The 25,104-nt window shown below is 64.7% G+C and carries 20 protein-coding genes and 1 pseudogene; 10 read left to right on the top strand and 11 right to left on the bottom strand.

The genetic code is table 11. The features are described 5' to 3' along the window. Positions 1-5 precede the first annotated feature (5 nt). Both AX703_RS28915 and AX703_RS13750 read left to right on the top strand, forming a co-directional pair. Positions 6-89: a DUF1674 domain-containing protein gene (locus tag AX703_RS28915; RefSeq protein ID WP_369821022.1), complete on the top strand. Its 84-nt coding sequence runs from the start codon at positions 6-8 to the stop codon at positions 87-89. Between the two features lie 61 nt (positions 90-150). Beyond that, positions 151-1,554: a tetratricopeptide repeat protein gene (locus AX703_RS13750; RefSeq protein ID WP_062344835.1), complete on the top strand. Its 1,404-nt coding sequence runs from the start codon at positions 151-153 to the stop codon at positions 1,552-1,554. A gap of 24 nt (positions 1,555-1,578) precedes the next feature. On the opposite strand, the gene AX703_RS13745 is transcribed toward AX703_RS13750, so the two are convergent. After that, on the bottom strand, positions 1,579-2,127 hold the full coding sequence (locus AX703_RS13745; RefSeq protein ID WP_062344834.1) for a DUF3617 domain-containing protein: 549 nt from the start codon (positions 2,125-2,127) through the stop codon (positions 1,579-1,581). A gap of 133 nt (positions 2,128-2,260) precedes the next feature. Here AX703_RS13745 and uvrB point away from each other — a divergent pair, with 133 nt between their 5' ends. The 4 genes and pseudogenes from uvrB (at position 2,261) to AX703_RS13725 (ending at position 5,756) form a co-directional block, all read left to right on the top strand. Then, entirely contained in the window at positions 2,261-4,450 is a 2,190-nt protein-coding gene (gene uvrB / locus AX703_RS13740) for an excinuclease ABC subunit UvrB (protein ID WP_039336256.1), read from the top strand. 263 nt (positions 4,451-4,713) lie between these two features. Beyond that, a pseudogene (locus tag AX703_RS28910) lies at positions 4,714-4,917 on the top strand (type II toxin-antitoxin system RelE/ParE family toxin); the annotation flags it as partial. Then, positions 4,898-5,182 carry an addiction module antidote protein gene (locus AX703_RS13730; RefSeq protein ID WP_062344832.1) on the top strand — a complete coding sequence of 95 codons (285 nt, stop codon included), beginning with the start codon at positions 4,898-4,900 and terminating at the stop codon, positions 5,180-5,182. The pseudogene AX703_RS28910 and the gene AX703_RS13730, both read left to right, overlap by 20 nt. Positions 5,183-5,189: 7 nt before the next feature. Then, positions 5,190-5,756 carry a hypothetical protein gene (locus AX703_RS13725; protein WP_052242573.1) on the top strand — a complete coding sequence of 189 codons (567 nt, stop codon included), beginning with the start codon at positions 5,190-5,192 and terminating at the stop codon, positions 5,754-5,756. 1 nt (position 5,757) lies between these two features. Here the strand turns inward: AX703_RS13725 and AX703_RS13720 are convergent, their stop codons facing one another. The 4 genes from AX703_RS13720 to tsaD are packed head-to-tail and all read right to left on the bottom strand — an operon-like array spanning position 5,758 to position 9,862. Beyond that, on the bottom strand, positions 5,758-6,315 hold the full coding sequence (locus tag AX703_RS13720) for a hypothetical protein (RefSeq protein ID WP_369821021.1): 558 nt from the start codon (positions 6,313-6,315) through the stop codon (positions 5,758-5,760). A gap of 31 nt (positions 6,316-6,346) precedes the next feature. Next, a complete protein-coding gene (locus AX703_RS13715) occupies positions 6,347-7,825 on the bottom strand; it encodes a lipopolysaccharide biosynthesis protein (protein WP_062344830.1) in 1,479 nt (492 codons plus the stop codon). Next, positions 7,818-8,813 (bottom strand): NAD(P)H-dependent glycerol-3-phosphate dehydrogenase, encoded by a 996-nt coding sequence (locus AX703_RS13710; protein WP_062344828.1) that lies wholly within the window; start codon positions 8,811-8,813, stop codon positions 7,818-7,820. The genes AX703_RS13715 and AX703_RS13710 overlap by 8 nt, the downstream gene beginning before the upstream one ends. Next, entirely contained in the window at positions 8,810-9,862 is a 1,053-nt protein-coding gene (gene tsaD, locus AX703_RS13705; RefSeq protein WP_062344827.1) for a tRNA (adenosine(37)-N6)-threonylcarbamoyltransferase complex transferase subunit TsaD, read from the bottom strand. Before tsaD ends, AX703_RS13710 begins: the two co-directional genes overlap by 4 nt. Before the next feature lie 45 nt (positions 9,863-9,907). Between tsaD and hemC the strand changes: the two genes are divergently transcribed. From hemC to AX703_RS13690, 3 genes are read left to right on the top strand one after another with little or no spacing between them, the layout of a single operon-like run. Beyond that, entirely contained in the window at positions 9,908-10,855 is a 948-nt protein-coding gene (hemC, locus tag AX703_RS13700) for a hydroxymethylbilane synthase (protein ID WP_082734584.1), read from the top strand. Continuing rightward, on the top strand, positions 10,852-11,541 hold the full coding sequence (locus tag AX703_RS13695) for a uroporphyrinogen-III synthase (RefSeq protein WP_062344823.1): 690 nt from the start codon (positions 10,852-10,854) through the stop codon (positions 11,539-11,541). The genes hemC and AX703_RS13695 overlap by 4 nt, the downstream gene beginning before the upstream one ends. A 29-nt stretch (positions 11,542-11,570) precedes the next feature. Further along, on the top strand, positions 11,571-12,506 hold the full coding sequence (locus tag AX703_RS13690) for a hypothetical protein (protein WP_062344821.1): 936 nt from the start codon (positions 11,571-11,573) through the stop codon (positions 12,504-12,506). Between the two features lie 779 nt (positions 12,507-13,285). Here the strand turns inward: AX703_RS13690 and AX703_RS13685 are convergent. After that, on the bottom strand, positions 13,286-14,518 hold the full coding sequence (locus tag AX703_RS13685) for a UbiH/UbiF/VisC/COQ6 family ubiquinone biosynthesis hydroxylase (RefSeq protein ID WP_197423718.1): 1,233 nt from the start codon (positions 14,516-14,518) through the stop codon (positions 13,286-13,288). Then, positions 14,500-16,179, bottom strand: coding sequence for an alkaline phosphatase family protein (locus AX703_RS13680; RefSeq protein WP_062344817.1), 1,680 nt, complete (start codon positions 16,177-16,179; stop codon positions 14,500-14,502). The genes AX703_RS13685 and AX703_RS13680 overlap by 19 nt, the downstream gene beginning before the upstream one ends. A gap of 66 nt (positions 16,180-16,245) precedes the next feature. Here AX703_RS13680 and AX703_RS13675 point away from each other — a divergent pair, with 66 nt between their 5' ends. Then, positions 16,246-18,336, top strand: a complete 2,091-nt coding sequence (locus AX703_RS13675) for a protein-disulfide reductase DsbD (RefSeq protein ID WP_231735538.1) — start codon at positions 16,246-16,248, stop codon at positions 18,334-18,336. Positions 18,337-18,359: 23 nt separating this feature from the next. Here AX703_RS13675 and AX703_RS13670 read toward each other — a convergent pair whose 3' ends face one another. From AX703_RS13670 to AX703_RS13655, 4 genes are all read right to left on the bottom strand, one after another. Then, the gene (locus AX703_RS13670; RefSeq protein ID WP_062344813.1) at positions 18,360-19,133 is read right to left on the bottom strand and encodes an SDR family NAD(P)-dependent oxidoreductase; all 774 of its coding nucleotides are present in this window, start codon (positions 19,131-19,133) and stop codon (positions 18,360-18,362) included. A gap of 72 nt (positions 19,134-19,205) precedes the next feature. Beyond that, entirely contained in the window at positions 19,206-20,606 is a 1,401-nt protein-coding gene (locus AX703_RS13665) for an efflux transporter outer membrane subunit (RefSeq protein ID WP_062344811.1), read from the bottom strand. Beyond that, positions 20,603-23,740: an efflux RND transporter permease subunit gene (locus AX703_RS13660; protein WP_039336285.1), complete on the bottom strand. Its 3,138-nt coding sequence runs from the start codon at positions 23,738-23,740 to the stop codon at positions 20,603-20,605. The genes AX703_RS13665 and AX703_RS13660 overlap by 4 nt, the downstream gene beginning before the upstream one ends. A 6-nt stretch (positions 23,741-23,746) precedes the next feature. Beyond that, the gene (locus AX703_RS13655) at positions 23,747-24,925 is read right to left on the bottom strand and encodes an efflux RND transporter periplasmic adaptor subunit (protein WP_231735537.1); all 1,179 of its coding nucleotides are present in this window, start codon (positions 24,923-24,925) and stop codon (positions 23,747-23,749) included. Positions 24,926-25,104 lie beyond the last annotated feature (179 nt).

Here is a 25,104-nt window from a genome sequence, read left to right as displayed (position 1 = left end):
AGGCTATTGAGCGCGGCGACGATCCCGATGGCCTTGATCCCACACGCTTCGGCGACTGGGAAAAGAACGGGATCGCGATTGATTTCTGAGCCTGCGGACGTAGCTTGCGCCTGCATTGCAGCCGAGTGGCGATACGATTAATCTCGCCCCATGGGGCTTTTCGATCTTTTCCGGCGCAAGCGGCCTCCGGCACCTAGCCAGAGCCGCATCGACTATCTGTTGACGGTGAAGCACGACCAGCTGGAGGCGCCCAAAGACGCTTTTGGCGGCGTCAACTTTCTGGCGTTCGTCGAGCAGCAGCTTGTCGATGGGCCGTTGCATCTGGCTCTGTGGAACCTTGGTAGTCAGGTTAAGGACTGCTTCCAGCTCGCCAATCTCTACTGGGGTCAAGGGGATCTGGACCGGGCCGAGAGCTACATGCGCCAATCGCTGGAACGGCACCGGCGGCTGTTGCGGGCAATGGCCGAGCATGGCCAACCGGCAAGGGCCTATGACGGCATCGAAAATGCCAAGGCGGCGGCCTGTCTGCTGGAGAGCACGGACGAAGTCTTTTCCACCGAGGGCGGAAAAGAGCACTGCTACGAGCCGTGGTTCATCAACACCTTGCTAGACCGCTGTCTTGACGATGCGCCGTTCGACATGGGGGCATGGAGTGCGGCTTGCGATGCATGGACCCGCAAGCGGCACCCGCGATACCGGCTGGAGGAGTTCGGGTTTCACGTGAAGGCGCTGACCGGCGGATTTGCCTCGACAACCGAGATGTTCACGGCGCACGAGGCAATGTTCACCGGACGGGCAAAGCGCACGGTCGATACTGACCTTCTGGCGGGCTATCGCGACAACGACCTGATCATCGACTTCATCTTCGCCGCCGTACTGAAGCGGATCGGGTGGGAGGGAACCTATAGGCATAGCTGGCCTGCGACCGACGTAGTGGGTTCACAAGCGCGGACAACGCGGGAGCCGGATGGTTATCTCAATGTCAGCGCGGCGCCTGTGCCGCATCAGGATGTGCAAAGCGGCGTGATTGTCGACGCGGCCGAGGCGCGCAGGTTCATCGATTCCGCCTTGGCGGGCATGCCGCAGTTTGAGGACTATCCCACGGATGCCCGCCGTCCGGCGAAAGCGCGTAGCAAGGTTTCCGGCGAGTTGGCCGCGCTCGGATGGAGCAATGACCCGGCATCGCTGGATCTCATGCGCGCCTACCGGATGGACTGCATTCCCAATGGCAGCACCCACATCTCCCTGTGCGACCCGCTGCCCGGTTCGGCGACCACATTGAAGGGCTGGACGGAGTTGCTGGTCGGCGAGTTCGACCTGCATCCGAATTTCATTGCCATTGCCGGGAGCGAGGACCGGTCGGACTATGCCGACCCGCAAGGGCGTTGGTACGTCTACTGGAAGCAGGACAAGCGGATTTATGCAGTCGAGCGAGACGATTGGAACAGGCCCGAGATCGCGACGCAGGATGCGCGAATCGGGCTGACGTGCTGGCCTTCATACTGCAGTTTCGTGGCATGGTGGATCGCCGAGCACCTGCGCGCGACAGCGTAATTACCCGCCATGCCGGTCGAGCGGTCAGCCCTGCTCGTCACCCTTGCATTCGCCCTTGTGCTTTGAGGTGAGAGCCATTTGCATGACCATGGCCTTGCCGTTGGGGGCAGTGCCGTTCATGTCCATGGTCATGTCGTAAGTGTCGGGGCTGTAGGTTCCGGCGAGGGTCATCTTTGCCATGTTGCCGGCATCCTCGCCCGTGCCCTTGCAGGTCATGGTGGCGTCGATCTTGCCGTTCCCCATGGTGAACGTGTCGTACTTGCAGTCCTCGCCCTGCTGGCCGAAGAACTTGCCATCGGGCTTTTCGGCCTCTTCCTTGGTCAGGCAGGAGGCGAAGGTCCTGGTCTCGCCGAGCATCTTCTGCATCATGGCCCTGGCCTCGGGCGGCATGTCTTCCACCTCGAACTTCTTGAACTGCATGGTCAATTCCCAGCGACCGGGATTGAGCTTCATGCCCGCATCGGCCACGGACTTGGCCACCTCGGCAGTGCTGGCGTTCTTCTTGTCGACGGTGCCGGCATCGTTGCAGGCGGCAAGCAGGGCAAGCGGGATCAGGGCAATTGCAGCACGCATCGGGTCTCGTCCTCTCTCGTTCCGGCACGCAGGCTAACACCCTGCCGGAAAAGCGCCAGTGCGCCGCGTCACCCTGCCAGAGACTCTTCCGGGCACGGTTGTATGGGCGCGGTTTGTTCCCCATATTCGGGCGATGGCCGAACTCGTTATTCGCAGGGGACTCGAAGAGCCCGACACCTCGGGCACTTTTGTGCCGCACAAGCCGCAGCGCCCCGACAAGGTGGAAGGCGGCAAGCGTTTCAAGGTAGTGTCCGACTACCAGCCTGCCGGCGACCAGCCCACCGCGATTGCAGACCTTGTCGCTGCCGCGCGCGATGGCGACCAGACGCAGGTGCTGCTTGGCGTCACCGGTTCGGGCAAGACCTTCACCATGGCCAAGGTCATCGAGGAACTGCAGCGCCCCGCCCTGATCCTGGCGCCCAACAAGATCCTCGCCGCCCAGCTCTATGGCGAGATGAAGAGCTTCTTCCCGGAAAACGCGGTCGAGTACTTCGTCTCATACTACGACTATTACCAGCCCGAGGCCTACGTGCCCCGTTCGGACACCTATATCGAGAAGGAAAGCTCGACCAACGAGGCGATTGACCGGATGCGCCATTCGGCCACGCGGTCCTTGCTTGAACGCGATGACGTGATCATCGTGGCTTCGGTTTCGTGCATCTACGGCATCGGCTCGGTCGAGACGTACTCGGCGATGATCTTCGACCTGAAGGTCGGGCAGACGGTCGACAGCGGCGAGATCATCCGCAAGCTGGTGGCGCTGCAGTACAAGCGTAACGATGCCGGCTTTGCGCGCGGCAACTTCCGCGTGCGCGGCGACAATCTTGAGATCTTCCCTTCGCATTATGACGATACCGCGTGGCGGATCAGCTTCTTCGGCGACGAGGTGGAGGAGATCGTCGAGTTTGATCCGCTGACCGGGAAGAGCGGCGCGAAGCTGAACAACGTGCGCGTCTATGCGAACTCGCATTACGTGACGCCGGGGCCGACGATGCAGCAGGCGGCGCAGGCTATCCGCTTCGAACTGACCGAGCGACTCAAGGAGCTGGTCGAGGAAGGCAAGCTGCTCGAAGCGCAGCGGCTTGAGCAGAGGACCAATTTCGATCTGGAAATGATCGCTGCCACCGGTTCGTGTGCAGGGATCGAGAACTACAGCCGCTTTCTGACCGGCCGCCTGCCAGGCGAGCCTCCGCCGACGCTGTTCGAATACCTGCCCGACAACTGCCTGCTGTTCCTCGATGAAAGCCACCAGACCGTGCCGCAGATCGGCGCGATGGCGCGCGGGGACCACCGTCGCAAGCTGACGCTGGCGGAGTATGGTTTCCGCCTGCCCAGTTGCATCGACAACCGGCCCTTGCGCTTCAACGAGTGGGACGCGATGCGCCCGCAGACGATCGCGGTTTCGGCCACGCCAGCGCAATGGGAAATGGAGCAGGCAGGCGGCGTGTTTGCCGAGCAGGTCATCCGCCCCACTGGCCTGATCGACCCGCCAGTGCTGATCCGCCCCGTCGAGGACCAGGTGCAGGACTGCATCAACGAGTGCAAGCTGACCGCCCAGCAAGGCTATCGCACGCTCGTCACCACCCTGACCAAGCGCATGGCCGAGGACTTGACAGAGTTCATGCACGAGGCAGGGCTGAAAGTCCGCTACATGCACTCCGACGTGGAGACGCTGGAGCGCATCGAGCTGATCCGCGACTTGCGGCTGGGCGTCTATGACGTGCTCGTGGGCATCAACCTGCTGCGCGAGGGCCTGGATATTCCCGAATGCGGCCTCGTCTGCATTCTCGATGCCGACAAGGAAGGCTTCCTGCGCAGCGAAACCTCGCTGATCCAGACCATCGGCCGCGCCGCGCGCAACGTGGATGGCCGGGTGATCCTGTATGCCGACCGCATGACCGGCAGCATGGAGCGCGCGATCGCCGAAACCGACCGCCGCCGCGCCAAGCAGCAGGCCTATAACGAAGAACACGGCATCACTCCGCAGACGATCAAGCGCAATATCCACGATATCGTTGCCGACACGGCAAGCCGCGATGGCGTGCTGGTCGACATTGACGCCGACGGCGCCAACAACCTCGTCGGCCACAACCTGCGCGGCTACATCGAGGAACTGGAGAAGAAGATGCGGGCCGCGGCGGCGGATCTGGAGTTCGAACTGGCCGGACGCCTGCGCGACGAGATCAGGCAGTTGGAAGCGTCGGAGCTTGGCCTGCCGGAGGGTGAGCGCAAGGCACCGATTGTCGGGCGGAGCAACGAGGGCAAGCCGGGGACGCGCAAGACGCGGTACGGCAAGAGTCAGAAGACGAAGTGGGGGAAGTGAGAGCACGCGCCCCCGTGATGTCGCCTGCCTCCAAAATGGTCAAAAGTGAGACCCGACCTTAACAATGCAATGGGCTAGGCATTCTCTCGAAGGAGATGGCCTTGACTCAATCCGTTGACCCGCGAGCAAATGTCCCCTATAAAGGACAGGCCTTTCAGCTGTCGGAAACGCCCGACTTCTCGGATTGGCTCGGCTCCTTGCGGGACCGGCGAGCGCGGGCAAGGATCGTGGTTCGTCTCGAACGCTAGGCAGACGGGAACTTTGGTGACAGCAAGTCCTTGAAGGGCGGCGTTCACGAACTTCGCGTCGACTATGGACCGGGCTACCGGGTGTATTTCTTCCAGCGGGGCAAAGAGCTTGTCATTCTGCTTTGCGGAGGCGACAAGCGCACGCAGGATGCCGACATTGCCCATGCAAGGCGGCTGAAGGAAGAGATCGAGCGCACCAATGGAGCTTCGCCCATTTGATCCCGCCAACTACCTCGAAACCGAAGAGGACATCCTTTTCTATCTTGAGGCGGCGATGGAAGGGAATGACCCCAAGCATATCGCCGGGGCGCTGGGCAACATTGCTCGCTCAAAGGGCATGAGCGAAATAGCCCGGAAAACCGGACTGGGACGTCAAGCCCTCTACAAATCTCTTTCGGAAGACGGTAACCCCACGCTTGAAACTCTTGTGGCGGTCCTGTCGGTGCTTGGGCTTGAATTAACCGTCCAGAAGCGGGCCGCCTGATACTGTCGTGAAGAATCTGATCGTAGCCATTGCCGCCCTCGCCCTTGCTGCTTGCTCGAAATCGCCCGCGATGCCCGCGCGTGAGGGGGCGCCGGATGGTGCGGTGCGCATGGCAATGCCTGAGGGCGAGGCCTTGCCGGGGGTGCGTGATGGAGATTCGCAAGCGTCGTGGGCTGCGGGTTCGGATGGGCTTTCGGTGCGCTATGGGCATCCCGGGGAGACGCCGTTGGTATCAGTTTCCTGCCGCGAAGGCGTGCTGACCGTGACGCGCCATGCTGCCGCACCAGTGGGGGCGCAGGCGCTGTTCGCGCTGGTCGGGAGCGATGGGATCATGCGGCTGCCCGTGGATGCGACATCGGTGCCGGGGCAGCGCGGCTATATCTGGCAGGGGACGATCTCGGCCGACGACAGCCGGACCAAGGTGCTTGGCGGGTCCTACAACGGCACGCTACCGGGGGCGGGGATGATCAAGGTTGCGGCCGGAGCGCCGGTGCGCGATCTTGTCATGAAGTGCCGCCGCTCTGCGCCGGTTGCCGCACCGGAGCCTGTCGCTCCGGCGCAGATCGCCGAATAGGTCAGACCTTGCCGAACCTGGCTTCGTAGGCGGCGGTATCGCCGCTGGCGAGAAGCTTGGCCTGCTCCACCCAGTTATCGCGCGTGGCGCGGCCGGCGAAAGTGCCAAGCTGGCCGTCGATCTTCGCGATGTCCTCATCTGTCCACGCTGCGATCTGGGCATAGCTGGTGACGCCAAGCGAGGCGAGCAGGGCCTTGAGCTTGGGGCCAACGCCCTTGATGCGGCCGAGGTCATCGCCGCCCTGCGGAGTAGGGGCAGGAGCAGAAAAAGGCGCCGCCTCGACCACTTCCTCGGCAGCAGCAGCGGCGACGACTTCGCCGATCCCGGCCATGGTGCCAACGCCCGGAGGCGGCGTCACGAGGGCAGCAGCGCTTGGCGCATCGATCAGGGCCATGTTGCGGGCGGCCTTTTCGGCGCCATCCGAGAGGACGTCGGTGTATTCGCGCCGCTTTGGGGCTGGCCTGGCGCGACCCCACACCCACCACACCACGAACGCGACGAGAAGAACGATGCCCGCCAGCAGAATCTGGTTGGCTTCGAGCGATTGCAGCATCTGCATGACCCCTTACGCGAAAATCTCAGCGACGATCTCAGGCCGGTTGCTGCTTGCGGAACAGCACGCGGTCCTCGGGCCCGAACGCGCGGACCCACAACATGTAGCAGTAAATACCGAGAATTGCCGGAATTCCAACGGCCAGTTCAGCCCATTCGGGTGCCCAGGTCATTGCCACACCGACCGCAATGGCCGGAACGATCGCCCAGGCGAGGCCCCAGCGCCAGTTGCTGATCGAATGGCCGAGAATACGGGTCAGCACCCGCGACTTGACCGCCGAAGAGAGGCCAAGCGAGATCGCCAGAGCCAGCGAAGCGGCAGCGGCGACGTACATCGGCCCCGGCGTCACCTGCTCGGCGACGAGAATCAAGACGATGGTCAGCACCGCTTGCAGCGCAATCGTGGCCAAGCTGATCCACAGGTTGCGCATGCGCGCGAGGTAGACCAGCGCCGCTTCGCTCACCACGGCCTTGGACGCGACCACTTCTGCTACCAGCAGGAACACCAGCGCCGCCGTGCCAGAAACGAAGGCCGGACCGCCCAGCCCCATCAGCCCCTCGCCCGGAATGCCCAATGCCAGTGCGATGCCGATCTGCGCCGCGCCGATCCAGAAGCCGACCTGGCAGACCTGCTTGGCGATTGCCGCGTAGTCCTTGTCCTTGACACTGCGCGTGATGACCGGGCCGAGCACCGGTTCGAAGCTGGTCTTGAGCTTTTGCGGCAGCGAGGCGATCTGCTGCGCGAAGTAGTAGATGCCGACCGGCGCCTCGCCCACGAAAAAGCGCAGGATGAATACGTCGAGCTTGCGCGTGCCCCATTCCACGGCGTCCGCCCCGGCAAGCGGGATGTTGCGGCGAGCGATCTGCCACAGCGGGCCGGGACGCGGCTTCCACGCGCGCGGCAAGCCGTAAGTGCGCAGCAGGACGAAGACGGCAACGCCGGTCGCTGCCCAGACCGAGGCGAGATAGGCAAGGCTGAGGCCGGAACTCGGCCAGATGAAGTAGAACGCACCTGCCGCGATGGAGATCGTCCACGGCTCGACCACGGAACGGGCGCGAACCGTTGTCGCCACGTCGAAGCGGTAGGCAAGCGCCGCAAGCGCAAGATCGCCAAGCGCGAGGCCGGGAATCGAGAGTACCAGCAGACGGTCGGCCAACGTGAAGTTGCCGCTGGGGTACATCGATTGTGGGAACAGGTAGATAAGCGCTCCCATGCCGAGCGCCAGCGACATTGCCAGCAGCACCGCATCGCCCACCACGTTGGCGGGGTGCTCGTCATTCTCGGCAAGGCGCTGGGCGAGGCCGCGTTTCTGGCCCAATGTCGCCAGCATCCCGGCGAATTCGACCATCACCAGGGCCGAGGCGAAACGCCCCATGGCGGGCGCCCCGTAAAGGCGGCTGGCAATGAAGAGGAACGGGATGCGCGCGAGCAGACGCAGCAGGAAGCCAAGGAAATTCGTCCGCCCGCCCTTGGCCAGCGCGGCGATATCCTGTTGCGGGGCCCTGGCTTCAGACAAGGACTGTTTCCGCCTTGAGCGGGCGCGACAGCAATCCTGCGACCACGTCCCGCGCCGGGGCTGCACCCTCGAGGAGCGTCACCACCGCCTCGACGATGGGCATGGAAATGCCGCGGCTGCGGGCGATATCGGCGAGGACCGGCGCGGTAAAGGCACCCTCGGCCACCGAGTTCCTTGCGCCGAGCACATCGGTTGCGCTGGCTCCCTCGCCCAGCGCCTTTCCCAGCGAAAAGTTGCGGCTGGAAGTGGACGAGCAGGTCAGAACGAGGTCTCCCAGACCGGAAAGACCCGAAAGGGTTTCCGCCCGCGCACCCAACGCGAGGCCAAAGCGCTGCATCTCGGCAAAGCCGCGGCTGATCAGCGCCGCACGGGCGTTCTGACCGAGGCCGAGGCCATCGACCACGCCGCAGGCAATGGCGAGGACGTTCTTCACCGCGCCGCCGATTTCGGCGCCTGCCACGTCGTCGGAATAATAGGGCCGGAAGGTCGGGCGGGCGATCACCGGCGAAAGCCGCTGCCATTGCGTTTCGCCGCCCTCACAGGCGAGCGTGACGGCAGTGGGCAGTCCTGCTGCCACCTCGTGCGCAAAGGTCGGGCCTGACAGGACAGCAATCTCGGCACCCGATGCCGCATCACGGGCAACCTCGGCCATGAGGCGGCCGGTGCCCGCTTCGATGCCCTTCGAGCAGAGCACGACGTCGCCGTCCTTTCTGCCCATCGCACCGAGCACACCGGCCAAGAACTGCGCTGGCGTAACCATCAGCAAAACCGGCAGTGCTGCCATCTCGCCAAGGTCGCTCGTCGCGCGGATCGCAGGCGCGAGCTGCGCCGAGGGCAGGAACAGGCTGTTCGTGCGCTTGGCATTGATCTCATCGACCAGTTCCGCCTCGCGCGCCCAAAGCAGGACTTCGCGGCCATCGCTTGCCAGCATCTGGGCGAGCGCGGTGCCCCATGCGCCTGCGCCTACGACACCTATACCAGCGGTCATGCCTTCACCCCTGCGCCGCGCACCGGGGCGGCATTGTCGTCGAGCGGCCAGCGCGGGCGCGCGGCCACGTCGAGCGGGTCGGTATATCCCAGAGCGAAGCGCTCAGCGCCAGCCCAGCCGATCATGGCGGCATTGTCTGTACACAGTTTCGGTGGCGGGGCGACCAGCGGGAGGCCGTGTTCGGCGGCAAGCGCTTCGAGCGCGGCGCGCAGGGCGGCGTTGGCGGCGACTCCACCTGCCACGACCAGCGCGGTCATCCCCGATGAAGCAGCGCCAAGAGCGATCCGCGTCCGGTCCACCACGCAATCGAGCGCGGCCTGCTGGAACGAGGCGGCGATGTCGGCATCGGCGTGGATGCCGGCATCCTTGGCCCGCATCACTGCGCTCTTGAGCCCGGCGAACGAGAAGTGCGGCTCACCGCTGCCGACAAGGGGGCGCGGCAGGGGCACGGCCTTGGGGTTGCCCTCGCGCGCCAGCCGCTCGACCGCAGGGCCACCGGGATAACCAAGCCCGAGGATCTTCGCGGTCTTGTCGAAAGCTTCGCCCAGTGCGTCGTCGATGGTAGTGGCAAGGCGGCGATACTGGCCAACGCCTGCCACTTCGAGGATCTGGCAGTGCCCGCCCGAAACCAGCAGCAGCAGATAAGGGTATTGCAGAGCGGGATCGGCAAGGCGCGGCGACAGCGCGTGGCCTTCGAGGTGATTCACTGCCACCAGCGGCTTGTCGGCCGCCATGGCCAGTGCCTTTGCGGTGACCAGCCCAACCATGACGCCGCCGATCAGGCCGGGGCCTGCGGTTGCCGCGATCGCATCGACATCGTTCAGCGTCATGCCCGCATCGGCGAGCACTGCCTCGACCATCGGCCCCAGCACTTCGACATGCGCGCGCGCCGCGATTTCGGGGACGACGCCGCCGTAAGGGCGGTGCGCTTCGTCTTGCGAAGCAATGCGTTGCGCGACGATGCGCGCGGCCAGCGTCGTGCCATTGCCGTCGATCACCGCGGCGGCGGTTTCATCGCAACTGGATTCTATGCCAAGGATCAGGGCCATCTGGCGCTTTCCTCTAATGATAATCCCCGTTACGGCAAGCAGTGCATGAACACATCATCTACGCCCTTGGCACCTGAACGCCCGCTGAGGCTCGGAACCCGCCGCTCCCCGCTTGCCATGGCGCAGGCCGAAGAGACCCGCGACAGGCTTTGCGCCGCCCACGGATGGGACGAAAGCATGGTGGAGATCGTCCCCGTCACCGCCAGTGGCGACAAGATCCTTGACCGCCCGCTCGCCGAGATCGGCGGCAAGGCGCTGTGGACCAAGGAGCTCGACGCCTGGCTGTTCGAAGGCGAGATCGACTTTGCCGTTCACTCGATGAAGGACGTCGAGACGACCCGGCCTGAACAATTCTGCATCGCCGCCGTTCTTCCCCGTGCCGACGTGCGCGACGTGCTGGTTGGTGCGGCCTCCATCCATGCCATTCCGCCCGGAGCGCGCGTCGGCACCAGCGCACCGCGCAGGGCCGCGCAGATGCTCCATGCCCGGCCGGACCTCAAGATCGTCGGCTTTCGCGGCAATGTCGCCACGCGCCTCGCCAAGCTGCAGGCTGACGAGGCGGACGTGACATTGCTTGCCGCCGCGGGCCTGCAGCGCCTGGGCGAGACGGGTGTCGGCACGCCGCTGTCGGAATTCGAATGGCTCCCGGCCCCGGCGCAGGGTGCGATCGGCATCGAATGCCTGGTGGCGAGCGATGACGTGCGCGGCTGGCTTTCTGCTATCGACGACCGACCGACGCACGAGGCGGTGCTGGCCGAACGCGCCTTGCTGGCGGCACTGGGCGGCAATTGCCACAGCCCGATTGCAGTGCTGACCACGCATCACGAGAGCTCGCTGACAGTGCGCGCAGCGATCTACAGCCCCGATGGTGCCGAGCGGATCGAAGCCAGCGAGACCTTCGCGCCTGCTGACAGCGAAGGCCCACGCCGTCTCGCGCATCGTCTGCTGTCGCAAGCGCCGGAGTCGGTAACGGTACACTTTTCCGGCGAATGAGCAGCGCTGAACCGCTGCCGCTGGTGGTGATCCGGCCCGAGCCGGGGAATTCGGCAACTTGCGCGGCAGCGCGCGAGATGGGGTTGGAACCTGTCAGCGCCCCCCTGTTCGAGATCGAGGCAGTCGACTGGGACGCGCCCGACGAGCATTTCGATGCGATCCTTGCCGGCAGCGCCAATGTGTTCCGGCATGGCGGGGCGGGTCTGGCGCACTTCTCCGATGTGCCGGTGATTGCGGTAGGCGAGACGACGGCAGCGGCGGCACGTTCTGTCGGGTTCGTGGTCTCCCGCGTTGGCGAAGGCGGATTGCAGCCAGTGGTGATGACACTGCCGCCGGGGAAATACATCCGAATCGCCGGTGAAGATCGGGTGAAGCTGTCCCCGCCCGAGGACGTGCGAATCGTCACGGTTGTAACTTACGCGTCCCGGAAAAGGGCAGTTCCGGCAGCGCTCCAAACCGCCCTGAATCGCGGTGCGGTGGTGCTTCTGCACTCCGGCGAAGCGGCCCGCCATTTCGCGCAGGAATGCGAAAGACTTGGAATCTCCAAGAAAAGTCTCCATCTTGCCAGCTTGGCCCCACGCATAGCGGAACTCGCTGGCAATGGCTGGGGCACAGTCGCAGTGGCTGCCGGCAGGACCGACAAGGAGGTTCTGGAACTCGGCGCGCGGATGTGCCAGACAGTGTGACATCGGGGCGACAGGACAAGCGAAAACGCATGGAGGATCTGGTTTACAGCACGCGGGGGCAAAGCCCGCGAAGGAGCGGCATAGGCGGCCGTGGCATCGCCGCGCTGGTCGCCGGGTGCCTGCTGGCAGGCGCTGCGGGTGCCGCCTGGCTCGGCTGGCGCAATGGCCTGATCGATGTGCGGATGGACAGCTCTGGCATCCCGCAGCTGGTTACTTCGCCCAGCACCGAGCCTGCCCCCGGCCCGTCTGCCGCCCAGACTGCGGCAGCACAGGCCCAGATCGACGCGCAAATTGACAGTACCGCCGCCAGGATCGCCATGCTCGAACAGCGGCTGGCGGAGCTTAACCAGCAGGCGATCGCCGCCTCGGGCAATGCCACCCACGCGGAATCGCTGCTGCTGGCCTTCGCCGCGCGTCGCGCATTGGAACGCGGACAACCCTTGGGCTGGATTGAGGCGCAACTGCGCGCCCGCTTCGGCACGACGCAGGGCGCGGCGGTGGACCGCGTGATTGCCGCAGGCGCCGCGCCAGTGACGCTCGCCCAGCTTGGCGAACAGTTCGAACTCCTCGCGCCCGAACTGGTCGGCGGCAAGGCGGATGAAGGCACGCTCGACTGGCTTGGCCGCCAGCTTTCGGACCTCTTCGTGATCCGCCACGACGATTCCCCCTCGCCCGCGCCGGAAAGCCGCCTGCAACGCACCCGCGCCTTCCTCGCCGGCGGCAAGATCGAAGCCGCCGCCGCCGAAGTCGAAAAGATGCCCGGCCACGACGCCGCCGCCGACTGGCTGGTGCGCGCCCGTGATTACATGGCGACGCAGCGCGCGCTGGATCAGCTGGAAGCGGCAGCGCTGATGGGCGCGCAACCGGTTGCTGCGCCAGCGCAGACGGTTGCGCCGGAGTCGACGGCGAGCGCATCGCCTGCCGTGCCGCCGCTGCCGCCGGCGGGGTCTACGCCGGAGGTTTGATCTGGGACGGTATAGGTAGGGTAGCTGAGTCCGCTGTTCCGATATTCAAACCAGAACCTGCCGTTCCAGACACAATGGCGTTGCGGACATGATTATGGTTCAGTCCTTAAGACTGTGCCCCCATCCTGATCGGCCAACTGGTTGGATCAGCCCCCTCTGCGCAGTGACCTGATTTACACAAAGCAGTCTCTTCAAGTTTAGTGCGGTGCTCAACAACAAATCTGCACGGAGTTCCTGACTCCACCTCAAGCACCAGATACGGAGGCGGTAAGAGGTCATTTACCTCACTCGCAACGGCACGTAGCTTGGATTCCTCAATCTCATCGCCGTTCAGCAAAACGCGATTATCTCGCAGCAATTTAACGGCGAAGACGGTGGCATGATGGTCCAAGCCATCCGCGGGCGTCCGAAACGGTGCCATCGGCTTGCTGCATCCCCCCGGATAATTCCCAAGAGCAGCTTGTAGCGGGGTGTCGCTCGCCGCGGTTGTGTCATTGTTACACCCGAGGACTAATCCGAGAGACAGCAGGCATGGCATGGCTTTGAAGGGGCGGTGCATTCAATGCGTTTTGCTTTAGTGTTTCGCGCTCTGCAACAGCAGAAAACCACCCCATTCCAGCCATTCAGGCCTCAGCGGTGAGTTCCCAAAACCCGTCGTCCCGGACTTGATCCGGGACTTGGCTTTTCTTGTTCAGCGCTGGGCTGGAAAGAAAAGCCAAGCCCCGTGTCGAGCACGGGGCGACGGTTAGGTGGTCATCCGCGGCGCAACGCCGCCAACATCACGCCGCCCGCAGCAGCTTGGGCAGATCGCCGCTCATGCCGCGCGCTTCGTCCATGAACCAGCGCTTCAGCGGCACCGCGCGCTGCACGCCGGCCATGCCGAGGCGGCGGACTGCCGAGGGGAGCTTGCCGGGGATGCCGAACAGGCGGGTGAGGACGTCCGTCGCCGTGGCGACCATGAAAGTATCGGCTGCGCGCCAGCGCTCGTAGCGGGCGAGGAGTTGGGCATCGCCCACGTCGAGGCCGAGGCGGACGCCGTCTGACAGCACTTCGACCAGCGCCGCCACGTCGCGCAGGCCGACGTTGAGGCCCTGCCCCGCGATCGGGTGCATGCCGTGCGCGGCATCGCCGACCAGCGCCAGCCGGTCCTCGACGATCCGCGCGGTGTGGTGGAAGTTGAGCGGATAGGATGAGCGTGGGCTGGCCAGCTCGATCTTGCCGAAGATACCGTGCATCCGGCTCACCACTTCACCCAGGAACATCGCCTCGGGCATGGCCAGCACGGCGGCGGCGTCCTTCTCGGCCACGGTCCAGACCAGCGCCGAACGGTGCTTGCCATGTTCATCGAGCAGCGGCAGCAGCGCGAAGGGGCCCGCCGGGTAGAACACTTCCCACGCGACGTTGCCGTGCGGCTTCTCGTGCGTCAGCCCAGCGATGATCGCACGGTGGCCGTAGTCCCACTTGGCGGGCGTGAACCCGGCTTCATCGCGCGTCGGGCTCTTGCGCCCTTCGGCTGCGACCATGAGCCGCCCCTTGAGCACGCGACCATCGGCGAGCGTGACCGAAACGCCGTGTTCGCCGCGTTCGCGGGCCACGACGTGGCTGTTGGGGTGGAAGGTGATCGCCTCTTCGCGCGCGGCCACGCCGTACATCGCAATGCGCAGATCGCGGTTGGCGTACATGCGGCCCAATGAGCCGTCCCCCTCGCCCGGCTTGAAGTCGATCCGGCCCGGTTTCATACCGTCGGTCACCGCGATGGATTCGATCGGGCAGCCTTTGGGTGCCAGTTCCTCGGCCATGCCGAGGTTGGTGTAGAGGTTCCAGCTGGCAGTCGAGATCGCCGAGGCACGGCCATCGAATCCTTCGGCGGTCTGCGCCGCAGGGTCGGAATTGTCGACCACGTGGGAGGTGATTCCCGCCTTGGCGAGGCCGATGGCGAGCGTCATGCCCACCAGACCACCACCCAGAATAACGACGTCTGCCTGCGACTCGTTCACTTGATCACTCCACATGTATTGCCGACGCCACCATCGAGATCGAGGCAGCGTCCGTCAAATGCACCTTGGGGGATCTTGAGGCCGATCAGTGCCGCAAGTGAGGGGGCGATGTCCACCGTTTCCACGCCGCTCGGCTGTTCGAAACCGGTCATCCCCTTGCGCCAGAACAGGATCGGCACGCGGCGGTCGTAGTCCCATGGGCTGCCGTGGGTGGCCACATAGCCCTTGCGCGCCTGCGGAATGGCGACGACGCCCCGCTTGAGCATCACCACGAAGTCCCCCGAATGCAGCGGATTGTACGAGGCGCGCGCGCGTTCGGCCAGGGTCCAGGTTTCGGGCGAGCCGTGCGGCATCGGTGTCGCGGCGATTTCCGCGGCCGAGAGCACCTTCTCGACGAAGGGGCTGGTCATCAGGATCGCGCTGGCGTCGTCGATGATCTTGCCCTTGAGCCCGGCGTCGAGGTCCTTGCGCAGCCAGTAGTCGCCCGCGGGGCCATCCGAAAGGATCAGGCCCTTGGGCTCGAGCCCGTAGCGCTTGCCGAGGGTAGCCGACAGCGCCTCGGCCGAAACTTCCGGGCCGACGCGAGAGGTCTTTTCAAGGCCCTGCTCGTGAAGGCGTTCGGGAATGTCGAACCCGCCGTGATCGGCAGTCAGCACCACGGCATAGTCGATCCCGCGCTTGTCGAGGCTGGCGAAGAAATCGCCGAGCGCCAGGTCAAGCTGGGTCAACTGGATGCACATCTCCGCGCCCTCGGTGCCGGTGGCGTGGCCGACATAGTCGGTGGCCGATAGGCTGACGGCGAGGAGATCGGGCACGGTGTTACGGCCCAGCTTCTGTTCGTCCACCAGCTTGACCGCGAGGTCGAGCGTGGCGCGATCGAGACGGGGCGAAACGCGGAACTGGTCAGGCTCACCGGCCTTCAGCGCGAAGTGGCCATTGCCGACAGAGACGTCACCGGCCTGCACGGCGCGATCGGCGCGGCGACAATAGGCCGGCAGCGGAAACTCACCCGCGCCCTTGGCCAGCAGACGATCAATTTCGGCATTCTGCGCGACCGCCGTCGGGCCCAGCTGACGCCCGGCAAGCGTGACGAACTGCTTGCCCTTCCACCAGTAGACCTGGTCGATCTCGTGCCCGCCCATCATCAGCGCGCCGCGATCCTTGCCCGAGACAGCAATGTTGCGGGCCGCGGGGTTGGCCTTCTTCATCCACTCGCCCAGCGTCGGCACCAGCAGATGCACGGGCGAGGCGACGTAGTCCCGCGATCCCGCCGTGCGCTTCGATACGTCCTCGGCGCAATAGACGACCTTGGAACCCGTGGTGACGGTCTGGTCGATCCACGAGTTGGCGATGATGCCGGTGTGGGCCGGGCGGTTGCCGGTCAGGATCGTCGAGTGGCCGGGGCAGGTCTCGGTTGCGGCGTGGCTCTGGTAGCCCGCCGGGAATACCGCGCCTTGAGTCAGCCGCACGAAGCCACCGGTAAAGTGCTGGCGATACTGCGCGAAGATGTCGGCGGAGAACTGGTCGATGGAAATCGCGACAAGCAGCTTGGGCGCGCCTGCCGGGACCTGCTGGCTGACCGCGGGCGATACCTCCTGCGCTGCAAGGGGAAGGATCGGGGCAGCGCATGCCAGCAGAACTGCGGCGTAACGGATAAGGGCTTTCACGCGAAACATACTCCTGTGGGCACGTACACTGGACTCGAAGGAAGGCCAGCCGTAGGACGCCCAAGAGCGCTACGCATGGCCCGCCAAGCGCTCCCGTTCAAGGGGCCAGATGGAACCGGTAACGCCGTGATGCCGATACGCGAACTGGCCGGGATCAAGACCTTGCGCACAATAGCGATGTTTGTGACAGCGCTATTGCTGATGGTCTTCGCGCCCGCGCAAGCAGCACCCAACCACATGCGCGCCAGCCTGATTGCCGAAGGTCCGGCGCAGCCCGGCGGCACGGTCACCCTTGCCCTGCTGATGCAGCCCGAAAAGGGGTGGCACGGCTATTGGTCGAACCCGGGTGATGCCGGCTATGGACTGACGCTCGACTGGACCCTGCCCAAGGGCGCAAGCACCGGAGCGATGGAATTTCCGGTGCCGCAGACCCTGGTCATCCAGGGACTGATGAACCACGTGTACGAGCACGACTATGCCGTGCTGGTGCCGCTCAAACTGCCCGCCGATGCAAAGCCGGGCACGATCCTGCCGATCTCGGTCAAGGCGCAATGGCTGGTCTGCACCAATGAGATCTGCGTGCCCGAACGCGCCGAACTGCAGGGCACGATTACTGTTGGAAGTGGCCCGGCGGACAAGCGCTTCGAGGGCTGGCGCGCAGCGATGCCTGCCCCGCTCGACCGTCCAGGCACGTTCACGCTGACCAGCAAGACCCTGCGCCTTGCCTTGCCCTTTCCCGCCTCGGCGCCGCTCGATGCACCCCATCTTTTCCTGAAGACCGAGCGCGTCATCGACTATGCAGCCGCGCAGCGCTTTTTCCGCAACGGCGATACGCTGGTGGTGGAAGTCCCGCTGGCCAAGTCACCCTCTCCGTCCGAAAGGATCGAAGGCGTGCTGGCGATGGGCAAGGATGCAGGCGGCATCGCGTTCGCTTCGGCCCCGGGAGCCGTGCCAACGGGGGGTGATGAAGTCGGCGGCGAAGGGGCCTTCACCGCATCGACGCTGGCGTTCGCCTTGTTCGGCGCATTCCTCGGCGGCCTGATCCTCAACGTCATGCCCTGCGTGTTTCCCATTCTCAGTCTCAAGGCCCTCGCGCTTGCCCGAGGCAACTCGCAGAATGCGCGCAGCGAAAGCCTGGCCTATACGGCAGGCGTGGTGCTGGCCTGCCTGCTGCTCGGCGGCGTGATGCTGGCCCTGCGCGCGGGTGGCGAACAGGTCGGCTGGGCCTTTCAGCTACAGGAGCCGGGCGTGGTCGCGGTGCTGCTGCTGCTGGCCGTGGCGATCACTGCCAACTTTGCTGGCCTCTATGAGCTTCCCGGCCTTTCGGTCGAACGCGGTGCAGGCCATTCGGGAGCATTCGGCACCGGCCTACTTGCCGCTTTCGTCGCCACGCCCTGCACCGGGCCATTCATGGCCGCAGCGATGGGCGCGGCGCTGGTCCTGCCGACATGGGCAGCGCTCGGCGTATTTGCGGCGCTTGGCCTCGGTCTTGCGCTGCCGTTCCTGCTGCTGGGCTTCGTTCCTGCCCTGCGCCGCCTCTTGCCCAAGCCTGGCAAGTGGATGGAGCGCTTCCGCCGCATCATGGCGGTGCCCATGGCGCTGACTGCACTCGGCCTGGGTTGGCTCACCTGGCGGATCGGGGGTGCGCAGTACGCGGCCGCCGCCGTGGCAATCGCTGTAATCCTTCTGGCAGCATTGGCCGCCATCGGGATCACGCAGCGCAAGAGCAGGCCGGTTGGAGTGCTCGCCGCAGTCAGTGCGCTGATCATGATCGGCGGAGTGGTGGGGCTTCCACCACCGGCACCCATGGCAATCGTCGAGGAAGACCTGCTCGGTTCACAACCGTTTTCCGAGGCTGCCCTTGCCGAGGCACGCCGCAACAACCTGCCGGTTTTCCTCTATTTCACCGCCGATTGGTGCCTGTCCTGCAAGGTCAACGAGAAGGTCGCCATCCAGACCGACGCGACCGATGCAGCCTTCCGCATCCGCGGTGTGGTGGTGATGCGCGCAGACTGGACGCGGCGCGATCCGGAAATCACGCGCTTCCTTGCAAGGCAGGGCGCGGCAGGCGTACCTCTGTACCTGTGGTATCCCAACGGGGGCGGAGAGCCGCAACAGCTGCCGCAAGTCCTCACCAAGGACCTGCTGGTCGGCCTCGTTGGCTGAGGCCGGCGGTCAGCGCCTGAGCATCAGAGCGACTGGCCGTCGTCGACCGAAATGAACGTGCCCGTGACCTGCCGCGAAGCGTCGGAGGCAAAGAACAGCATCATGTCGTCCAGCGCCGAAATCTCGGTCAGCCGCTTCCTCGGCCAGGATGCGATCTGCGCCTTGCCGCCTTCGCTATCGAACCATTCACCATCGATCTCGGTGCGGATGTAGCCGGGCTGGATCACGTTGACGTTGATTCCCAGCCGCGCCCATTCGCGGGCGAACTGGCGGCCGAGGTGCTGCACGGCGAGCTTCGTGGCCGCATAGGCGCTGTCGCCCTGCGCGGTCATCTGCGCGGTGATTGATCCGGTCAGTATGATGCGCCCTTTCTCGGACTGCTTCGATCCGGCCGCGATCATCCTTCGCGCCCCTTCGCGTGCTGTCAGGTAGACGCCATTGAAGTTGGTATCGACGACCCGGCGCATCGCGTCGGCAGGAAGGTCGATCGAGCGTCCCGCCTCGACGATGCCGGCGTTGGCGACGACGACATCGGGCACTCCGACACTGGATTCGGCCGCATCGAAGGCCGCGATGATCGAGGATTCGTCGGTCACGTCAAGAGCAACGGCCAGCGCCTTGCCGCCTTGGCCGTTGATCTCGTCGGCAAGGGCAGCCACGCGCTCAACCCTGCGCGCGCCGATGACCACCGACGCGCCGGCGGCTGCGTAGAGGCGGGCAAAGCGTGCACCAAGCCCCGATGACGCCCCGGTAATCAGCGCAACGCGGCCTGCGAGCGAATAACGTGGGGCTTCCATGGTTCTCTCCCGATGTGGCTCGAACCATTTAAGCGCATGGTTAAATCTGGCAACCCGCTTTTCGCGAGGCGATCACTTCCTTGTGACTTCCACCAGTCCCCCACCCAGCGCGCGGTAGAGTTCGACCATGTTCGCCGCCTTGGTCAGCCGCGCCGATATCAACGACTGGCGAGCGCTGTAGAGCGTCCGCTGGGCGTCAAGCGGTTCGAGGTAATTGGCGACGCCCGCGTCAAAGCGCGACTGGCTGATGCGATAGGCAGTCGCCGCATTGGCCTCGAGCGACGACTGGGCACGGATGCTCTCGTCAATCGTCCCGCGCCGGGCCAAGGCATCGGCCACTTCGCGAAACGCGGTCTGGATGGTGCGTTCGTAGGTGGCCAGCGCTGCATCGCGCGAGGCCTTTGCCGCAGCAAGGTTATTGGCCGTAGCGCCACCATCGAAGATGCGCTGCCGGAGCGAGCCGTTCACCGTCTTCTGAAATTCTCCGCTGTTGAAGATGTTGGTGAGCCCGGCACTGGCAAAGCCGAACAGGCCCGTGAGCGAGAGGGTAGGGAAGAAAGCAGCGCGGGCTGCGCCGATGTCCGCATAAGTCGCCTTGAGATCATGCTCGGCCGCAAGCACGTCGGGGCGGCGCAGTAGGACTTCCGATGAAAGTCCGACCGGCAAGGCATCGCGTATTTGATCGCCCGCCCCCAGGGTTGTCGGCAGAAGGTCATCGGTGAGCGGCTTGCCCACGATAAGGTCGAGCGCATTGCGCGCCTGGGCAAGGCTGGTGCGAAAGTCTGCTACGGCCGCCTCGGCGCTGTTTAGCGCGGTCGTCGCCGTGGCGACTTCGAGCCTGGTGCCGATGCCGTTGGCTTCACGCCGCACGTTCACCTCGAGCGTGCTGCGCCGGGAAGCGACGGTTTCCTCGGCAATGCGCAAGGCGTCGGCTGTCGCCGCGTAGGACAGCCATGCGCTCGCCGCCTCGGCGACCAGTGCGATCTGAGTCGCCTTGCGGCCTTCGTCAGTGGCGAGATAGGTCTCGAGCGAGCTGCGGCTCTGATTGCGCAAGCGTCCCCACAAGTCGATCTCGTAGGCGCTCGTTCCGGCTTGGACGAGGAAATTGTCGGTTACCCGGCCCGCCGTTCCCTGCACCGCCGATAGCGTGCCAGTGGCGTTGACAATAGGGAACAGTGCCGCACGGTCCACGCGATAGAGCGCCCTCGCCCGTTCGACGTTGGCCAGAGTGGCACGCAGGTTCCGGTTCTCGGCAAGAGCCGTGGCGATGACCTGCTGCAGGCGTGGATCTACGAAGAATTCCCGCCAGCCCAGCGCATCGACGGCAGTCTCGCTTCCGGCCAATGCCGGGTAGACGCCGCCTTGGGGCAAGGACTGCGGCACCGGCGGCGTGGGCCGCACGTACCTTGGCGCGAAATTGCATGCGCTCAGCGCGAGCACTGGCAGGGCCGCGAATGCGATCTGCCGCTTCATGCCGTTTCTCCTGCAGCAAGAGGCGGCCGCTTGTTCTTGCGGCGGTCTACCCAGCCCTTCACCACGACGAAGAACACCGGCACCAGGAAGATCGCCAGCACTGTTGCCGAGATCATACCGCCCATCACGCCAGTACCGATCGCCTGCCGCCCGTTGGCGCCCGCACCATCTGCGAACGCCAGCGGAATGACACCGGCGATGAAGGCCACGCTGGTCATGATGATCGGGCGCAACCGCAGGCGCGCCCCTTCAAGCGCGGCGTCGATCGCGCTTGCCCCGCGCGCCATGGCGAACTCGGCGAACTCCACGATGAGGATCGCGTTCTTGGCAGACAGGCCGATCGTCGTCAGCAGCGCCACCTGGAAGTAGATGTCGTTGTCGAACCCGCGCAGCGTAACCGCCAGCACCGCGCCGACGATCCCAAGCGGGATCACCAGCAGCACCGCTACCGGCACCGACCAGCTTTCGTACAACGCGGCAAGACACAGGAAGATGAAGAAGATCGAAGCCGCATAGAGAAGGCCCGACTGGCTCGATGCCGCGCGCTCCTGATAGGACAGGCCGCTCCATGCGGGTGTGAAGTTTCCTTCGAGCTTGCCGACGTTCTCTTCCATGATCGTCATCGCATCGCCCGAGCTCACGCCCGGCGCCCCGCTTCCCTGAAGCTGTTGCGCGGCGATGCCGTTGAAGCGGTCCAGGCGCACCGGTCCTTGCGTCCACCGGGTCGATGCAAAGGCCGAGAATGGCGCCATCTCGCCGTTGGCACTGCGCACGAACCACTGGCCAAGATCTGCCGGCTTGGCGCGATAGGGCGCATCGCCCTGCACGTAGACACGCTTGACCCTGCCGCGATCGACGAAGTCGTTCACGTAGAGGCCGCCCCAGGCGATCGACAGCGTCGAATTGGCGCTGGCAGGCGCGATCTGGAAGGCAGTGAGCGCATCGTCGTCGATGTCCACCTTCAGTTGCGGCGTGTCTTCCAGACCGCTGAACCTGACTTGCGCCATGCGCGAGTCCTCGCCAGCCAGCTTGGTCAGCTGTCGGCGTGCAGCGGTAAGCGCTTCGCGGCCCGCGCCGGACGCATCCTGCAACCACATTTCAAAGCCCGACGAGCTGCCCAGCCCGCGGATCGGTGGTGGATTGAGTATGAAGATCTGCGCTTCGCGCGATGAACGGAAATGGGCGTTCAGGCGTTCGGCTATGGCCGATGCGGACCGGTCCGCACCCTTCCGCTCGGACCAATCCTTGAGCAGGATGAAACCTTGCCCCGCATTCTGCGCCGATCCCGACTGCCCACGCCCCATCACGACAAAGACTGCCTTGATGTTGTCGGCCTCGCTCTTGCGAATGTAATCCGATATGCCCGTTGCGACTGCGCGGGTCTGTTCCGTGGTCGAACCCACCGGCAATTGGTAGCTGATCGAGATATTGCCCTGATCCTCGTCGGGCAGGAAGCTGGTTGGCAGCTGCACATAGAGCGCGACCATGGCGATGGTGATGCCGATGAAGGCGATCATCCAGGCGCGGGGGCGCCCCACGATCCGGGCCAACCGATTGCGATAACGCTCTTCAAGACCGGAATAACCCGAATTGAACGCGCGGAAGAACCGGCCTTTGGGCTTTTCATGATCTGCCACGGGCTTCAGCAGCGTGGCGCACAGTGCAGGCGTGAACACCAGCGCGACGAGCACCGAAAGCGTCATGGCTGAAACGATCGTGACGGAGAACTGACGGTAGATGGCGCCGGTCGACCCCCCGAAGAACGCCATCGGCACGAAGACAGCCGTGAGGACCAGCGTGATCCCGATCAGCGCCGAGGTGATCTCCTCCATCGACTTGACGGTGGCCTCGAGCGGACCAAGCTTCTCCTCGTGCATCACGCGTTCGACATTCTCGACCACAACGATGGCGTCATCCACCAGCAGGCCGATGGCAAGAACTACGCCGAACATCGTCAACGTGTTGATAGTATAGCCAAACAGGAAGAGCACGCCGAAGGTGCCCAGCAGAACGACCGGAACGGCAATCGCCGGGATCAGCGTGGCGCGCCAGTTCTGCAGGAACACGAACATCACCACCACGACCAGCGCAATGGCTTCGAAGAGGGACCAGACCACTTCCTCGATCGAAAGCTTCACGAAGATCGAGCTGTCACGCGGATAGGCAACGGCATAGCCTTCGGGCAGATCGGCGGAGAGTTCCTCAACCTTGGCCTTGACCAGATCGGCCGTGCGGGTGGCATTGGCGCCCGAGGCAAGGCTGATCGACAGGCCGGTGGCCGGCATACCGTTGAACCGGCTAAGCGCACCGTAGCTTTCCTCGCCCAGTTCCACCCGGGCGACGTCCTTGAGCTTGACCACCGAGCCATCGACATTGGTCTTCACGACCACGTTCCTGAACTGGTCAGGCGTCTCAAGGCGCGAGCGTGCAGTGACCGTGGCGTTGAGCCGCTGGCCTTCGGGCGCAGGATTGGCGCCGATCTCGCCCGCTGCAACTTGCGTGTTCTGGGCCTGCAACGCAGCCGTCACGTCCGAGGGCATCAGTTGCACCGCCGCCAGCCGCAAGGGATCAAGCCAGACCCGCATGGCAAAGGATCCGCCGAAGATGTTGGTGCTGCCAACGCCCTCCACGCGCGAGATCGGATCCTGAAAGTGCGTGGTCAGGTAGTCGGAGATGTCGGAGTTCGTCGCGCGGCCCGTCTTGTCGTAGATCGACACGACCATGAGCTGATCGGACTGCGCCTTGTTGACGTTGACGCCCTGCTGCTGGACCACGGCCGGCAGGCGGCTGACCGCACGCGAGATCGCGTTCTGGACCTGAACCTGCGCGGTATCGGGATCGGTACCCTTGTCGAACGTGACTGTGATGCTGGCAGACCCGTTCGACGAGGTCGAGCTGAAGTAGAGCATCCCGTCGAGGCCCTTGAGCTGCTGCTCGAGCACCTGGGTGACCGAGTTTTCAACCGTCGAGGCATCGGCGCCGCCATAAGTCGCGTTGATCGAGACCGTGGGCGGCGCGATATCGGGATATTGCTCCACCCCCATGGTGCGCAGCGCCAGCAGGCCGGCCGCCATGATGACGATGGCCAGTACCCACGCGAAGATCGGTCGGTATGCGAAGAAACGGGAAATCATCCGCGATCAGTTCCCGCCGCTCGCGCCAGAGCCCGCTGCCCCTTCGGGTTTCGGCTTCGAACCCGCCGGAACCACCTTGACCTTCTGTCCCTCGCGCGCATTGATCAGCCCCTCGACGACTACCCTGTCGCCTGGCTTCAGTCCTGATGTGACGAGCCAGTTCTGTCCCACCGGATTGTCGGCGATCACGTCGCGCTTTTCGAGTTCGTCCTTGGCATTCGCGACAAGCACACTGGCCCGCCCACGCGGATCGCGACTGACGGCGGCCTGGGGCACGAGTATGCCGTTCGGCACCGTTCCCTGACCGACGCGGGCCCGGACGAACAGGCCGGGCAGCAGATCGCCTTTGGGATTGGGCACGACCGCGCGCACGGTGATTGTACCGGTTTCGGGATCGACGTCGATGTCGGCGGGATTGAGCTTGCCCGCAACCGGATAGGTGCTGCCGTCGGGCAGGATCACGGTCACCGGGGCCGCGCCGGCAACGAGCTTGCCGCTTTCGATCGCACGACGCAGCGCGATGAAGTCTGCCCCCGACTGCTTGATGTTGACGTACATCGGATCGAGCCGCTGCACTTTGGCCATGGGCGTAGCCTGGGCATTCGTCACCAGAGCCCCCTTCGTCACCATCGAAATGCCAATGCGCCCGCTGATCGGCGAGGTGACGCGGGTGAAGCCAAGATTGACCTGTGCCGACGAAAGCGCTGCCCGCGCCTGCCCAACTGCCGCGCGTGACTGATTGTAGGCTGCGCGTGCGTCTGCTGCTTCCTGCTTGCTTACACCGCCCTGTTGGGCAAGCAATGCAAAGCGTTCGGCCTTGAGGCGGTTGGCCTCGACGGTAGCCTGCGCCGCAGCCAACGAGGCTGAGGCCTGAGCCTGGCTAGCGGCGTAGAGCCGGGAATCGATCTGGTAGAGCGGCTGGCCGGCCCGCACGAACGAGCCTTCCTGGAATAGCCGAGCGGTAACGAGCCCCGCCACCTGCGGTCGCACTTCGGCAATCTCCGATGCTTCCGTACGCCCGGATAGTTCGGTCGTGAGTTCGACCGGCTCGGCTCTTGCCACCATGACGCCGACGACCGGCGTTGGCTTTTCCTTCTGGGCATCGGCGGAGCCGCAAGCCGAGAGCGCCAGCGCCGAGGCAACAACGGTAGGCAGGGCAAATACAAAGCGATTGGTCGACGACAAGGACAGTCTCTCTCGAAGTCTCGATCGTTCCATCGCACCGGCCACAGCAAAATTGCGAATCGCGCCCTGCGCGGCGCCATCCGTGCTGCAAGTGCGAGATGCGTTTCCGACCCGTGTCTAGCAGGTCGCCCGTGAAAAACTCTGAAGCCTTTGGGAATGCGTGGGTTTTAGCGGATTTG

This window comes from Novosphingobium sp. CCH12-A3, assembly GCF_001556015.1.
Taxonomy (GTDB): domain Bacteria; phylum Pseudomonadota; class Alphaproteobacteria; order Sphingomonadales; family Sphingomonadaceae; genus Novosphingobium; species Novosphingobium subterraneum.
Note: the sequence above shows the minus strand (reverse complement) of the source record. Positions and strands in the feature narration are given on the sequence as shown.